Source organism: Frondihabitans sp. GW821-FHT04F02, from assembly GCF_059420045.1.
In genome coordinates, this window is the sequence record NZ_JBWKSZ010000004.1 from 369,955 (window position 1) to 382,980 (window position 13,026).

Here is a 13,026-nt window from a genome sequence, read left to right on the forward strand (position 1 = left end):
GGTGAGATAACCATGAAGGCTCTTAGTCGCCGTCTCCGCGCCGTGATCGACCGCGACCCCGAAGCCGGCCTCGGCCTCGTCGAGGTCATCGTCGCCATGCTGGTCTTCTCGGTCATCTCCCTCGGCGTCGCCGCCTCCATCACCAACTCGCTGGTCCTGACCCGCGACGCACGGGCTCGCACCGCGGCGGTCAACCTGATCTCCCAGGACCTCGACCTGCAGCGCGCCATCACCGATGTGTTCTCGGTGCAGAGCAAGACGTGGGACACGACGGTGCAGGGTACGAAGTTCCACCTCGAACGCGAAGTCGCCTGGAACAGCTCGACGACCGGGACCACCGCCTGCGGATCCGGCACCGGAACGCTCCAGTACAAGTCCATCCGCGACACCGCCACCTGGGATGGCCAGAGGGGTTCGGGCTCGGTCTCGTCCTCCACCGTCCTGGCCCCCAACAGCCGGATCAACGACCCCGCCCTCGGCACGATCATCGTGGCCGTCACCGGGGCGTCCGGCGCAGGCGTCTCGGGCGTGAGCGTCGCGATCACGCCGACGTCCGCCAACCCCAACGGCGCCACCGCGATCGCCACCCCGGCCGCCACGGACGCGAACGGATGCACCTACGCGCTGAAGGTAACGCCGGGCAACTACAAGGTCGCGATCACCAAGACGAACGGCATCGACGTGAACCAGGTGGCGTCGCCGTCGAACTCGCCCGTGGCTGTCATCGCGGGTACGTCGTCGACGATCCCCTTCACCTACGACACGAACGCGCTCTTCACCGTGAAGTACGCCACCAACTACACCGGCAACGCGACAGTCAACCTCCCCACGAACCTGGACACGACGTTCAACAGCACCACGGGCGGCGTCGACACGATGAAGCTCGGCTCGACCAACCCGGTCGCGCTCTTCCCGTTCACCGGCGGATACACCTACGAGACAGGGGCCTACGTCGCGCCGGCGACGTCGCCCGCCGGCGTCGCCCTTCCGTACTGCGTCAGTCCGGATCCCGGAGCGTGGACCACCGCCAACTCGGCGAAGAAGGTCGGAACCTCGTTCACGACTCCCGGCGCACTGCCCGGCGGGAGCGCCACGGTGAACATCCCCATGGGCGTCGTCACGCTGCCCGCGCTCTCCGGCCTCACCGGCGTCATCGCGACCAGCGTCAACACGACCGCCAACGGCGATCCCGGCTGCCAGATCATCACCCAGTACAGCTTCAACGCCGTCTCCGGATCGCCCACCATCGCGCTTCCCTTCGGCACGTGGAAGTTCCAGACCCTGGGCGGGCTTCTCTCGATCACCCCGGGTTCCGACGCCGTCAAGACGGGCGGCACCGTGAGTGGCAGCACCGTCACGCTCGACCCGCGGGGGGTGACTCCGTGATCCGCTGCCTGCGCACCCGCCTCGGCGTCCTGACGACTCCCGACAACCGCGAGCGCGGTCTCTCGCTGGTCGAGCTGCTCGTCTCCATGGTCATCTTCGGCTTCCTCCTGGCCATGACCGCGGGCTTCATGGTGAATGCCACCCGGGCCACCCAGACCAACCGCACCATCGACTCGACAAACCGCATCGCCGAGATCGGCATGGATGAGATGACCCGGACGCTCCGAGGCGCGGCAACCAACGCCGTAGCTAATCAGACGCTGCCCGATCCCGCCTTCGTGCAGGCGACCGACACTGCAATCACTGTCACGACCTTCGTCAACCTCAACTCCTCCGCGGCCAAGCCCGTCCGGGTGCAGTTCTTCGTCAGCGGTACCAACCTCGTGTCGTGGACCTGGCAGTCGACTCTCGTGGGCGGCTACTTCACTTTCCCGCCGGTCGGCTCCTGCGCGACATCCTGCACGAGCCGGGTCGTCGCCCAGCCCGTCGTCCTCCCCGCCGCGGGCGGCCCGACCATGTTCACCTACCTCGACGGCACGGGAGCGGTCATCGCCACTGCGGCCGGAACTGTTCCGACCGCGCAGATTGCAAACATCGCAGCGGTCAAGGTCTCGCTGCAGATCGGAGCGACCTCGGCGAGCAACCAGTCCACGCTGCTGACGAACGCTGTCGGCCTTCCCAACCTGAACGTCTCGAGGACGAACTGATGTTGAAGATCCTGAGTGCGCGGATCGCCCGTCGTTTCCTCCGCGTCGTGGGTGCCCGCGACGACGAGCGCGGCATGGCCCTCGCCATGGTCATCGTGCTCGGCACGGTGCTGATGCTGCTCAGCAGCGCCATCGTGACGGTCTCGGTCTCCGGGGCGACGAAGTCGGTTACCGACGCGAACTGGAACGCCGCAGGTCAAGCCGCCTACGCGGGTGTCGAGGACTACCAGTCGAAGCTCGCCAACGACAACTCCTACAGCCAGTACGGCGCGGTGGGCAGCGCGTTCAGTGCGAGCAGCACCTTCAACGGCACGAACAACAATCCCGCTTTCGGCCTGGGCACGACCGGCACCTGGGCCACCGTCGATCCGTCGGTCGACCCCAGCGTCGCCTCCGGTGGCGGGTCCTACCGATACCAGGTCGACAACTCGAAGTACTCCTCCACCGGCGTCCTCCGTCTCCAGTCCACAGGCCGGGTCGGCAACATCACTCGCACGGTCGTCGCCGACATGAAGCAGTCCGGGTTCCTCGACTTCCTCTACTTCACGGATTACGAGATCAGCGACCCCATCACGACACCCGGGTGCACCGCGGCGTACGCATGGGCGGTCAACAGCCGACCCAACTGCTCCACGATTCAATTCGGTGCCGCTGACGTCATCAACGGCCCGGCGCACTCCAATGACTCGATGTACATCTGCGGCACGACGTTCAAGGGCAAGGTCACGACGGCCAACCCGAACACCCCCCGGTATGTCACTCCGTCGGGATGCTCCGCGCCGACCTTCGCCGTCACGGGCAGCCCCTCGTACTCGCCCGTCGTCCAGATGCCGGCGACCATCGGGTCGCTCATCCAGGAGACGCGCTCCGACCTGACCGGTTCGACGGTTCCTCGTCCCGGCTGCCTCTACACGGGCCCGACGACGATCACGTTCAACGACGACGGCACGATGACCGTCTACTCGCCCTACACGAAGAAGACGAACATCGCCGGCAGCCCCGCGTCGAGCGGCTCCGTCAACCCCAACTGCGGCACTCCGCTCAATGCGACGGTGGGCAACACGCTCGGCAGCCCGGGCGGCCAGACGATGCCCGTCATCGACAGCAACCTCATCTACGTGCAGAACGTGCCGACGACCTCTACCGACCCGAACTACTGGGGTACCGCGAAGCCGGCGAAGTTCTCCTGCACGGGCGCCGACGGCACCACCGTCGGCAACGGCGTGGGCTATCCCGCCGTCGGCGAGACGGCACCTGCGAGCACGTCCTACAGCTGCACCAACGGAGACGCGTTCGTTCAGGGGACCCTCCGCGGCAATGTGACGATCGCGGCGAACAACTACCTCTACGTCGTCGACGACATCCTCTACGACGACCCGACCTCCGACATGCTCGGCCTCATCGGCGAGAACAACGTCGTCGTCTACAACCCGGTCACGACTGTGAACGGCTCGTTGCGCCTGCTCGACCGCACGAAGTCGAACCGGACGATCGACGCCGCCGTGATGAGCGTCCTGCACTCCTTCGGAGTCCAGAACTACAACCAGGACACCAACTACCCGAAGGGCACCCTGACCGTCATGGGCGCCATCGCCCAGAAGTTCCGCGGCACCGTGGCCACCACCTCGAACAACAAGATCGTGTCCGGGTACACGAAGAACTACACCTACGACCCCCGTATGGCGTACGAGGCTCCGCCCAAGTTCCTGTCGCCGGTGTCGACCACGTACGGAATCACGCAGATCGTCGAGTCGAAGACGGCCATCTCGTCGACGGGAGCGAGTCTGTGATCGCCGTCGCCCCCGTTCTCGCTGCTGTGCTCGGTCTCGTCATCGGCTCGTTTCTGAACGTCGTCGTCTACCGGGTACCCGCTGGCATGTCCGTGTCGCATCCCGCCAGCGCCTGCCCGAAGTGCAAGTCCGAGATTCGTGCATTCGACAACGTGCCTGTGCTGAGCTGGCTGGTGCTCCGCGGCAAGTGCCGCGACTGCCAGACGCCTATCTCGTCGCGTTACCCGCTGGTGGAGTTCGTCACCGGCGTCTTCTTCGTCGTCGTAGCGATCCGGTTCTGGCCCGCCGCCGTCGACACGATGGACGGTGCGCAGCTCGCCGGCCGGATCCTGCTCATCGCCGCTTTTCTCTACCTCTCGGCGATCAGCATGGCTCTCGGCATCATCGACGCTGAGCACCACCGGCTCCCGGACCGCATCGTGTACCCGTCGTACGGGGTGGCCGCCGTTCTTCTGACGGCTTCCACCGCCCTCGGCGGCGCGTGGGGCGATCTGGCACGGGCTGGGCTGGGGATGGCGGTCCTGGGCGCGTTCTACTTCATCGCCGCCTTCATCTACCCCGCTGGCATGGGCTTGGGAGACGTCAAGCTCGCCGGTCTGCTCGGTCTCTACCTGGGATACCTCGGGTGGGGCCCCCTCATCGTGGGAGGCTTCGCGGCCTTCTTCATCGGTGGAGTGTTCTCCATCGTGCTGCTCGCCCTCAAGCGAATCGGGAGGAAGGGCGGGATCCCCTTCGGTCCTTGGATGCTCGTGGGCGCATGGGTCGGCGTCTTCGCCGGCCAGGCCGTCTGGAACGGCTACCTGTCACTGCTCGGTCTGGCCTAGGCCCGACCCCCGCCCCGAATTCCTTGGAGTACCAATGAGCAAGTCCATCGTCGGCATCGACATCGGCGCAGCCTCGCTGCGCGCGGTGGAGATCGCCAACCCCTCCTCGGCGAAGCCCACGCTCGTGCGCTTCGGCGAGGTGCCCCTCCCGTCCGGCTCGGTCAGCCGAGGCGAGGTCCTCGAGCCTCAGACCGTCGCTCAGAGCCTCAAGACCCTGTGGTCGCAGGCCGGATTCAAGAGCAAGCAGGTGGTCCTCGGCATGGGCAATCAGCGCGTTCTCGCCCGCGATCTGACCGTGGCCAAGGCGTCGAAGGCCCGCATCCGCGAATCGCTGCCGTTCCAGGTGCAGGACATGCTGCCCATTCCCGTGGCAGACGCCCTCCTCGACTTCTACCCCGTGTCCGAGGGCATCGGCGAGCACGGACCGATCATCAACGGTCTCCTCATCGCCGCGGTCAAGGACGCCGTCCTCGGCAACGTGCGTGCGTCGAAGCTCGCTGGTCTCCACGCGGTCGGAGTCGACCTCATCCCGTTCGCGGTGTCGCGGCTGCTCGTCAACCGGCACGGCACCGGGGGCACCGTGGCTCTCATCGACATCGGAGCCGCGACGACCTCGGTCGTCCTCGTGTCCGACGGCGTCCCGCAGTTCGTTCGACTCATTCCCTCAGGCGGTGACGACGTCACGTCCGACTTGGCGTCCCGCCTCGAGATCCCTCGCGAGCTCGCTGAGGGAGCCAAGCGCACCCTGGGTCTCGTAGCCTCCTCGGCGACGAAGGAAGACAAGACCGCCTCCGCCGTGATCTTCGAGACCACCAACGAGCTGCTCGGCAGCCTCCGGAACACGGTGAGCTACTACGCCAACACCCGTCCGACCGAGACGGTCAGCCACATCGTCCTCAGCGGTGGCGGCGCTCAGCTGCGTGGTCTGCCCGAGGCGCTCGCCGAGGTCACACGCATCCCCGTCGTGGCCGCCGACCCCCTCCGGGGCGTCGCGTTCTCGCGGTCGGTCTCTGAGTCGGCTGTCCGCTCGAGCGCCTCCTCGCTGACCGTCGCGCTCGGCCTGGCCATGGGGAGCGCAGCATGAAGTTCTACCTGACCAAGGCCGCGCAGTTGGCCGCCGAGGGAAAGTCCCCTGCCAACGGCAAGGCGCCCGCCGCACAGTCGGAGAAGCAGCCGCGTGCGCGCCGCTCCGCCGCGGTGGTGCCCTCGGGTGGCCCCGTCCTGATGGACGCACCCTCCAGCGCGAGTACCGCGACCCCGTCCGCTCCGATATCCCCGACCGCACCTGCGGCCGGGATGGTCTCCGCATCAGCAGAGGCTCCCGTCGCAGCCGGGCCCAAGAAGCGCGACGGGAAGCGGAAGCCGAGCGATTCGTCGACCGTCGCCCCTGCCCGGCAGCCCAAGCCGGCGAAGGGCGTGATCGCGATCGGCGGCCTCCCTCGCGTGGACCTGCTCCCGCCCGAGGTGCGCGCAGAGCGCCACGCTGCCGTCAACGTGCGTCGTGCGTGGACCGCTGTCGCGGGCCTGGTCATCATCGTCGGCGTAGCCGGCGGGACCGCGGCCGTGTATGCGACGGCGTCCAAGTCGACCCTGGCTGCATCTCAGAAGGAGACCTCGAGCCTGACGGCTCAGTCCGCGGGCTTCGCCGAGGTCAACAAGGTGCAGAACCAGATCGATCTGATCGACGCGGCTCGAAAGGTGGGTGGCTCGACCGATATCGATTGGCCGTCGTATCTCGCCAAGGTCCAGGCCACCCTGCCCAGAGGCATGGAGCTCGCCACAGTGACGATCGATTCCGCGTCGCCCGTCGTCGCCTACGCCCAGGCGACGACTCCGCTCGAGGGCCAGCGCGTCGCGACGTTGACCTTCTCGTCGACGAGCACCTCGCTGCCCGACGTGCCGACCTGGCTGACGAGCCTGCAGAAGCTCCCGGGCTACACCGATGCGTCGGCCGGAACGGTCGCGCTCTCGTCTGGCGTCTACACCTCGAACGTGGTCGTGCACATCGACACCGATGCGTTCTCCCACGTCTACTCGAAGAAAGGCAAGTGACCATGGATCGCAACCGCTTCATGATGATCGGAGCCGTCCTCGCCGCGGTCATCGTCCTCGCGGGGGGCTTCCTCCTCGGGGTCCAGCCTCAGCTCAAGGCAGCCGCCGACGCGCACGCCCAGGAGTCCACCGTGACCGCGCAGAACGAGAGCCTCGCAACGAGTCTCGCGCTGCTCCGCAAGCAGTACGACAAGATGAGTGACAAGAAGTCCGAGCTCTCCGACCTCGAGAGCACGGTTCCGGCCGGTGTCGAGAGCGGTGCCATGATCACCGAGCTGAACGGGATCGCCAAGGCCTCGAACGTGACCCTGAGCAACATCCAGTTCGGGACGGCTGCGGCCTACGTGCCGCCGGTCTCGACGGCTCCGGCCGCGACCGCCACTGCGTCTGCCTCGGCGTCGCCCTCCGCATCAGCGACCGCCTCTCCCTCGGCGTCCGCCTCCACCCCGGCCGCCCCGGCGGTGACGACCGACTCCCTCATCACGGCCGCGAACTTCACGAGCATCCCCCTGACCGTGCAGATCAAGGGATCGTATGCTGACGCCCTGACGTTCCTGCAAGGGGTCCGCGACGGCGACCGGCTGTTCATGATCAACTCGATCACCAGCGCTGCGGCCACAGCGGACTCGGGTGACTCCTCGACGACCTCGGCGAACTCGACCGACACCATCAACTGGACGTTCGGCGGGCTGGTCTACGCCCTGACCGACGCGCAGTCGGCTCAGAAGCAGCAGCAGACCACCACCAACTCCTCCACCGCGTCCAGCGCGACCGACGGCTCGTCGACCGACACCGCGGCCGGCAAGTAGGGGAGCACAAGCCGCCACGGGTCGGTCGAAGGTCCCGATCGACCGACTCGTGGCTTCCATCCGCCGATCAGCGTCGCCGCTGAGAGGCAGTCGACCTGCCGGGATGGCAGGAGTGGATGTGCCGACGAGCGCCAACCAGCGCTCGCCGGCACTTCTCGTTAAGGTGGGGCAATGTCGCACGGCCTCCTCACGTTCATGGCGACCGTCACGCACCTCGCTCTGTCGGTGCTGACGGCGGGAGTCCTCTTCTACGTCACCGGCTCCGATCCGATCGGTGAGTCCGACGCGAGCTTCCTGCTGGGCCCGGCCATGGTCCTGGCGTCGATGGCGTGCGTCTTCTTCGCTCTCGCGCGGCGCTTCGGGGTCGAGGCCCGCGACGGAGAATCCCCAGGGCGCAGGAACTCCCCGCCCGCACTGGCCGCCGCAGTCGCCAGCTACCTCGCGATGCTCCTCGTCGGCGGAGGGCTCTACGCTCTCGGCCGCCACGACGCTCTCTGGCTGGTCCTCTTCGCCGGGCGCTACGTCGCGAGCGGCTTCGTGCTGCTCACCTCCCTGTGGGCAGGTGCCGTGGTCGCCGCAACTCTGCTCCTGGCCCGCACCGGAGACGCGTGACCCGGGAGTCCGGAGCGGCGTTCGCTCCCGGCACAGGCGAGCGCGTTTGATCTTGCCCTAGCATCCGGCTATTCTTGCTCGGGTGTGCGCTTAGCGGCGCGCCCGATTTTCGGTCGAAGTTCGAAGGCCGAAACAACCGTCTCTTCGGGGTGACGAACTTCTCGTTCCCCGCGCAGGCCGCGGACACTCTCCGCGGGATGACGCCTGACCACAACCTCCAGCAAGTCGAGTGTTGCTGTCGTGCTCCAGAGATGAGGAAGCCGTCCGACCGGGGCGGCCAGAACCGAGAAGTACGAATCCAAGGAGAACCAGTGCCAACTATTCAGCAGCTGGTCCGCAAGGGTCGCACGCCGAAGGTCGTCAAGACCAAGGCTCCCGCCCTGAAGGCCAACCCCCAGCAGCGTGGCGTGTGCACCCGTGTGTACACCACCACCCCCAAGAAGCCGAACTCTGCCCTGCGCAAGGTCGCTCGCGTCAAGCTGAGCAACGGCACCGAGGTCACCGCGTACATTCCCGGCGAAGGTCACAACCTTCAGGAGCACTCGATGGTCCTCGTCCGCGGCGGTCGTGTGAAAGACCTCCCCGGTGTCCGCTACAAGATCGTTCGCGGCGCTCTCGACACCCAGGCTGTCAAGAACCGCAAGCAGGCTCGCAGCCGCTACGGCGCGAAGATGGAGAAGAAGTAATGCCTCGCAAGGGTCCCGCTCCTAAGCGTCCCGTCGTCGCAGACCCCGTCTACGGCGCCCCGATCGTCAGCCAGCTCGTCAACAAGATCCTCCTCGACGGCAAGAAGGGTCTCGCCGAGCGCATCGTCTACGGCGCCCTCGCCGGTGTCTCGGCCAAGAACGGCCAGGACGCCGTCGTCACGCTGAAGAAGGCTCTCGACAACGTCCGTCCGACCCTCGAGGTCCGATCGCGTCGCGTCGGCGGTTCGACCTACCAGGTCCCCGTCGAGGTCAAGCCTCACCGTGCGAACACCCTGGCTCTCCGCTGGCTCACCAGCTACGCCAAGGCTCGTCGCGAGAAGACGATGACCGAGCGTCTCATGAACGAGATCCTCGACGCGTCGAACGGTCTCGGCGCCGCTGTCAAGCGTCGTGAAGACACGCACAAGATGGCCGAGTCGAACAAGGCCTTCGCGCACTACCGCTGGTAAGCACCACCGCCCGCAAGGGCACCGCCGGGCGGCTGCAACCGCTGCCGCCCGGCGACAACACTCTCTCTAACCCCCCAATCGGAGGAACCCGTGGCACAGGACGTGCTCACCGACCTGAACAAGGTCCGCAACATCGGCATCATGGCGCACATCGATGCCGGCAAGACGACGACCACCGAGCGCATCCTGTTCTACACGGGCATCACCCACAAGATCGGTGAGGTCCACGACGGTGCGGCCACGATGGACTGGATGGCCCAGGAGCAGGAGCGTGGCATCACGATCACGTCCGCTGCGACCACCTGCTTCTGGAACAAGAACCAGATCAACATCATCGACACCCCCGGTCACGTCGACTTCACGGTCGAGGTGGAGCGCTCGCTCCGCGTGCTCGACGGTGCCGTCGCCGTCTTCGACGGCAAGGAGGGCGTCGAGCCCCAGTCCGAGACCGTCTGGCGTCAGGCCGACAAGTACGACGTCCCGCGCATCTGCTTCGTCAACAAGATGGACAAACTGGGCGCCGACTTCTACTTCACGGTCGACACCATCATCAACCGCCTCGGCGCCAAGCCGCTGGTCATGCAGCTCCCGATCGGTGCGGAGTCCTCGTTCGAGGGCGTCGTCGACCTGGTCGAGATGCGCGCGCTGACCTGGCGCGGCGACGCAAAGGGCGACGTCGAGATGGGCGCCAAGTACGAGATCGAGGAGATCCCGGCCGACCTCAAGGAGAAGGCCGACGAGTACCGCGCCAAGCTCCTCGAGGTCGTCGCCGAGACCGACGACGCGCTTCTCGAGAAGTTCTTCGCCGGCGAAGAGCTGACGGTCGCCGAGATCAAGGGCGCCGTCCGCAAGCTGACGGTCAACTCCGAGATCTACCCGGTGTTCTGCGGCTCCGCGTTCAAGAACCGCGGCGTGCAGCCGATGCTCGACGCAGTCATCGACTACCTGCCCTCGCCGCTCGACGTGCCTCCCATGGAGGGCCACGACGTCCGCGACGCCGAGAAGATCATCATCCGCAAGCCCGAGTCGACCGAGCCGTTCTCGGCTCTCGCCTTCAAGGTCGCGGTGCACCCCTTCTTCGGTCGCCTCACCTACGTCCGCGTCTACTCGGGTCACATCGAGTCCGGCGCGCAGGTCATCAACTCGACCAAAGACAAGAAGGAGCGCATCGGCAAGATCTTCCAGATGCACTCCAACAAGGAGAACCCCGTCGACGGCGTCACCGCCGGCCACATCTACGCGGTGATCGGTCTCAAGTTCACGACCACGGGTGACACCCTGTGCGACCCGAACGAGCAGATCGTCCTCGAGTCGATGACCTTCCCGGAGCCCGTCATCGAGGTCGCCATCGAGCCGAAGACGAAGCAAGACCAGGAGAAGCTCTCCATCGCGATCCAGAAGCTCGCCGAGGAAGACCCGACGTTCCGCGTCGAGCTCAACGCCGAGACGGGCCAGACGGTCATCAAGGGCATGGGCGAGCTTCACCTCGACATCCTCGTCGACCGCATGAAGCGCGAGTTCAACGTCGAAGCGAACGTGGGCAAGCCCCAGGTCGCCTACCGCGAGACGCTCAAGAAGGGCATCGAGCGCTACGACTACACCCACAAGAAGCAGACGGGTGGTTCGGGCCAGTTCGCGAAGGTCCAGATCGCTCTCGAGCCCTTCGAGGTCACTGCCGAGTCGACGTACGAGTTCGTCAACAAGGTCACCGGCGGCCGCGTCCCGCGCGAGTACATCCCGTCGGTCGACGCCGGTATCCAGGACGCCATGCAGGTCGGCGTTCTCGCCGGGTACCCGACCGTGGGTGTCCGTGCACTGCTTCTCGACGGTGCGGCGCACGACGTCGACTCGTCCGAGATGGCGTTCAAGATCGCAGGATCGATCGCCTACAAGGAGGCTGCCCGCAAGGCCACCCCCGTGCTTCTCGAGCCGATCATGGCCGTCGAGGTGCGTACGCCCGAGGAGTACATGGGCGACGTCATCGGCGACCTGAACTCCCGTCGTGGCCAGATCGCCTCGATGGAGGACGCCAGCGGCGTGAAGGTCGTCCGGGCCAGCGTTCCGCTGTCCGAGATGTTCGGCTACGTCGGCGACCTGCGGTCGAAGACCTCGGGTCGCGCCGTCTACTCGATGACGTTCGAGTCGTACGCGGAGGTCCCCAAGGCTGTTGCCGAGGAGATCATCGCGAAGAACAAGGGCGAGTAGCCCACCCCCGGGTCGGTCGGCCTGCAGAGAGTGGCTTCCACAGCACTTATCCACAGGTCGACCGGCTCGAAATGCGTGGTCGAGCCTCGACCGCGTAGCATGTGAACACACCAAATCGCAGATGTTCCGACTGGCCGCACGGCTGGGCGGAGAGACTGCACCCGAGTCCTGAGGAGGACCCACAGTGGCGAAGGCCAAGTTCGAGCGGACCAAGCCGCACGTAAACATCGGAACCATCGGTCACGTTGACCACGGCAAGACGACGCTTACCGCGGCGATCACCAAGGTTCTGCACGACAAGTACCCCGACCTCAACACGGCGTCCGCGTTCGACCAGATCGACAACGCGCCCGAAGAGAAGGCTCGTGGTATCACGATCAACATCTCGCACGTCGAGTACCAGACGGAGAAGCGTCACTACGCTCACGTCGACGCTCCCGGCCACGCCGACTACGTGAAGAACATGATCACCGGTGCGGCTCAGATGGACGGCGCGATCCTCGTGGTCGCCGCCACCGACGGCCCCATGCCCCAGACGCGTGAGCACGTGCTGCTCGCTCGCCAGGTCGGCGTGCCCTACATCGTCGTGGCGCTCAACAAGTCCGACATGGTCGACGACGAAGAGATCCTGGAGCTCGTCGAGCTCGAGGTCCGCGAGCTGCTCTCGAGCCAGGACTTCGACGGCGACAACGCTCCCGTCGTTCAGGTCTCGGCTCTTCAGGCGCTCGAGGGCGACGAGAAGTGGGCCAAGACGGTTGCCGACCTCATGGAGGCCGTGGACGAGAACGTCCCCGACCCGATCCGTGCGCTCGACCAGCCCTTCCTCATGCCGATCGAGGACGTCTTCACGATCACCGGTCGTGGCACCGTCGTCACCGGCCGTGTCGAGCGTGGCCAGCTGAACGTCAACGAAGAGGTCGAGATCGTCGGCATCCGCCCGACGGTCAAGACCACCGTCACCGGCATCGAGATGTTCCGCAAGCTGCTCGACCAGGCTGTGGCCGGCGACAACACCGGTCTTCTTCTTCGTGGCACCAAGCGCGAAGACGTCGAGCGCGGCCAGGTCATCGTCAAGCCGGGTTCGGTCACGCCGCACACGGGCTTCGACGCCAACGTCTACATCCTCTCCAAGGATGAGGGTGGCCGTCACAACCCGTTCTACGCGAACTACCGTCCGCAGTTCTACTTCCGCACCACGGACGTCACCGGCGTCATCACGCTGCCCGAGGGCACCGAGATGGTCATGCCTGGTGACACCACCGAGATCAGCGTCGAGCTGATCCAGCCGATCGCCATGGAGGAGGGCCTCCGCTTCGCTATCCGCGAGGGTGGCCGCACCGTCGGCGCCGGCACCGTCACGAAGATCAACAAGTAAGACGATCTCCTGACGCGGTGATCAGCACTGCAGGGAGAGCGGGTCGGACCTTCGGGTCCGGCCCGCTTTTTCGTGCCCGCGTCATTGAATTGCCAGGCGGGCGCGGGCAC

12 protein-coding genes are annotated in these 13,026 nt (G+C 66.2%); all 12 read left to right on the forward strand.

Going from position 1 to position 13,026, the window contains the following annotated elements; genetic code table 11:
- Positions 1-12 precede the first annotated feature (12 nt).
- The 12 genes from AC07TY_RS13345 (at position 13) to tuf (ending at position 12,916) form a co-directional block, all read left to right on the forward strand.
- Complete coding sequence (locus tag AC07TY_RS13345; RefSeq protein WP_488625396.1) at positions 13-1,386, forward strand: type IV pilus modification PilV family protein; 1,374 nt, start codon at positions 13-15, stop codon at positions 1,384-1,386.
- Positions 1,383-2,093 carry a PulJ/GspJ family protein gene (locus tag AC07TY_RS13350; RefSeq protein WP_488625397.1) on the forward strand — a complete coding sequence of 237 codons (711 nt, stop codon included), beginning with the start codon at positions 1,383-1,385 and terminating at the stop codon, positions 2,091-2,093. Before AC07TY_RS13345 ends, AC07TY_RS13350 begins: the two co-directional genes overlap by 4 nt.
- The gene (locus tag AC07TY_RS13355; protein ID WP_494785654.1) at positions 2,093-3,883 is read left to right on the forward strand and encodes a hypothetical protein; all 1,791 of its coding nucleotides are present in this window, start codon (positions 2,093-2,095) and stop codon (positions 3,881-3,883) included. Before AC07TY_RS13350 ends, AC07TY_RS13355 begins: the two co-directional genes overlap by 1 nt.
- Positions 3,880-4,707, forward strand: coding sequence for a prepilin peptidase (locus AC07TY_RS13360; RefSeq protein ID WP_488625399.1), 828 nt, complete (start codon positions 3,880-3,882; stop codon positions 4,705-4,707). The genes AC07TY_RS13355 and AC07TY_RS13360 overlap by 4 nt, the downstream gene beginning before the upstream one ends.
- A 34-nt stretch (positions 4,708-4,741) precedes the next feature.
- A complete protein-coding gene (pilM, locus tag AC07TY_RS13365) occupies positions 4,742-5,791 on the forward strand; it encodes a type IV pilus assembly protein PilM (RefSeq protein ID WP_494785655.1) in 1,050 nt (349 codons plus the stop codon).
- Positions 5,788-6,759, forward strand: a complete 972-nt coding sequence (locus tag AC07TY_RS13370; RefSeq protein WP_494785656.1) for a hypothetical protein — start codon at positions 5,788-5,790, stop codon at positions 6,757-6,759. The genes pilM and AC07TY_RS13370 overlap by 4 nt, the downstream gene beginning before the upstream one ends.
- Complete coding sequence (locus AC07TY_RS13375; protein WP_494785657.1) at positions 6,756-7,568, forward strand: hypothetical protein; 813 nt, start codon at positions 6,756-6,758, stop codon at positions 7,566-7,568. The genes AC07TY_RS13370 and AC07TY_RS13375 overlap by 4 nt, the downstream gene beginning before the upstream one ends.
- Positions 7,569-7,739: 171 nt before the next feature.
- Positions 7,740-8,180 (forward strand): DUF6121 family protein, encoded by a 441-nt coding sequence (locus AC07TY_RS13380; RefSeq protein ID WP_123506931.1) that lies wholly within the window; start codon positions 7,740-7,742, stop codon positions 8,178-8,180.
- Positions 8,181-8,491: 311 nt separating this feature from the next.
- The gene (gene rpsL / locus AC07TY_RS13385; RefSeq protein ID WP_055964941.1) at positions 8,492-8,866 is read left to right on the forward strand and encodes a 30S ribosomal protein S12; all 375 of its coding nucleotides are present in this window, start codon (positions 8,492-8,494) and stop codon (positions 8,864-8,866) included.
- On the forward strand, positions 8,866-9,336 hold the full coding sequence (gene rpsG / locus AC07TY_RS13390; protein WP_123506932.1) for a 30S ribosomal protein S7: 471 nt from the start codon (positions 8,866-8,868) through the stop codon (positions 9,334-9,336). Before rpsL ends, rpsG begins: the two co-directional genes overlap by 1 nt.
- A 90-nt stretch (positions 9,337-9,426) precedes the next feature.
- Positions 9,427-11,541: an elongation factor G gene (gene fusA / locus AC07TY_RS13395; protein ID WP_123506933.1), complete on the forward strand. Its 2,115-nt coding sequence runs from the start codon at positions 9,427-9,429 to the stop codon at positions 11,539-11,541.
- A 184-nt stretch (positions 11,542-11,725) separates the two neighbouring features.
- On the forward strand, positions 11,726-12,916 hold the full coding sequence (gene tuf / locus AC07TY_RS13400) for an elongation factor Tu (protein ID WP_123506934.1): 1,191 nt from the start codon (positions 11,726-11,728) through the stop codon (positions 12,914-12,916).
- The last annotated feature ends 110 nt before the right edge of the window (positions 12,917-13,026 follow it).

Coding starts and splice junctions, on each gene's coding strand:
- AC07TY_RS13380 (WP_123506931.1), top strand. CDS start 7,740: ATGTCGCACGGCCTCCTCACGTTCATGGCGACCGTCACGCACCTCGCT.
- pilM (WP_494785655.1), top strand. CDS start 4,742: ATGAGCAAGTCCATCGTCGGCATCGACATCGGCGCAGCCTCGCTGCGC.
- rpsG (WP_123506932.1), top strand. CDS start 8,866: ATGCCTCGCAAGGGTCCCGCTCCTAAGCGTCCCGTCGTCGCAGACCCC.
- AC07TY_RS13370 (WP_494785656.1), top strand. CDS start 5,788: ATGAAGTTCTACCTGACCAAGGCCGCGCAGTTGGCCGCCGAGGGAAAG.
- AC07TY_RS13345 (WP_488625396.1), top strand. CDS start 13: ATGAAGGCTCTTAGTCGCCGTCTCCGCGCCGTGATCGACCGCGACCCC.
- AC07TY_RS13355 (WP_494785654.1), top strand. CDS start 2,093: ATGTTGAAGATCCTGAGTGCGCGGATCGCCCGTCGTTTCCTCCGCGTC.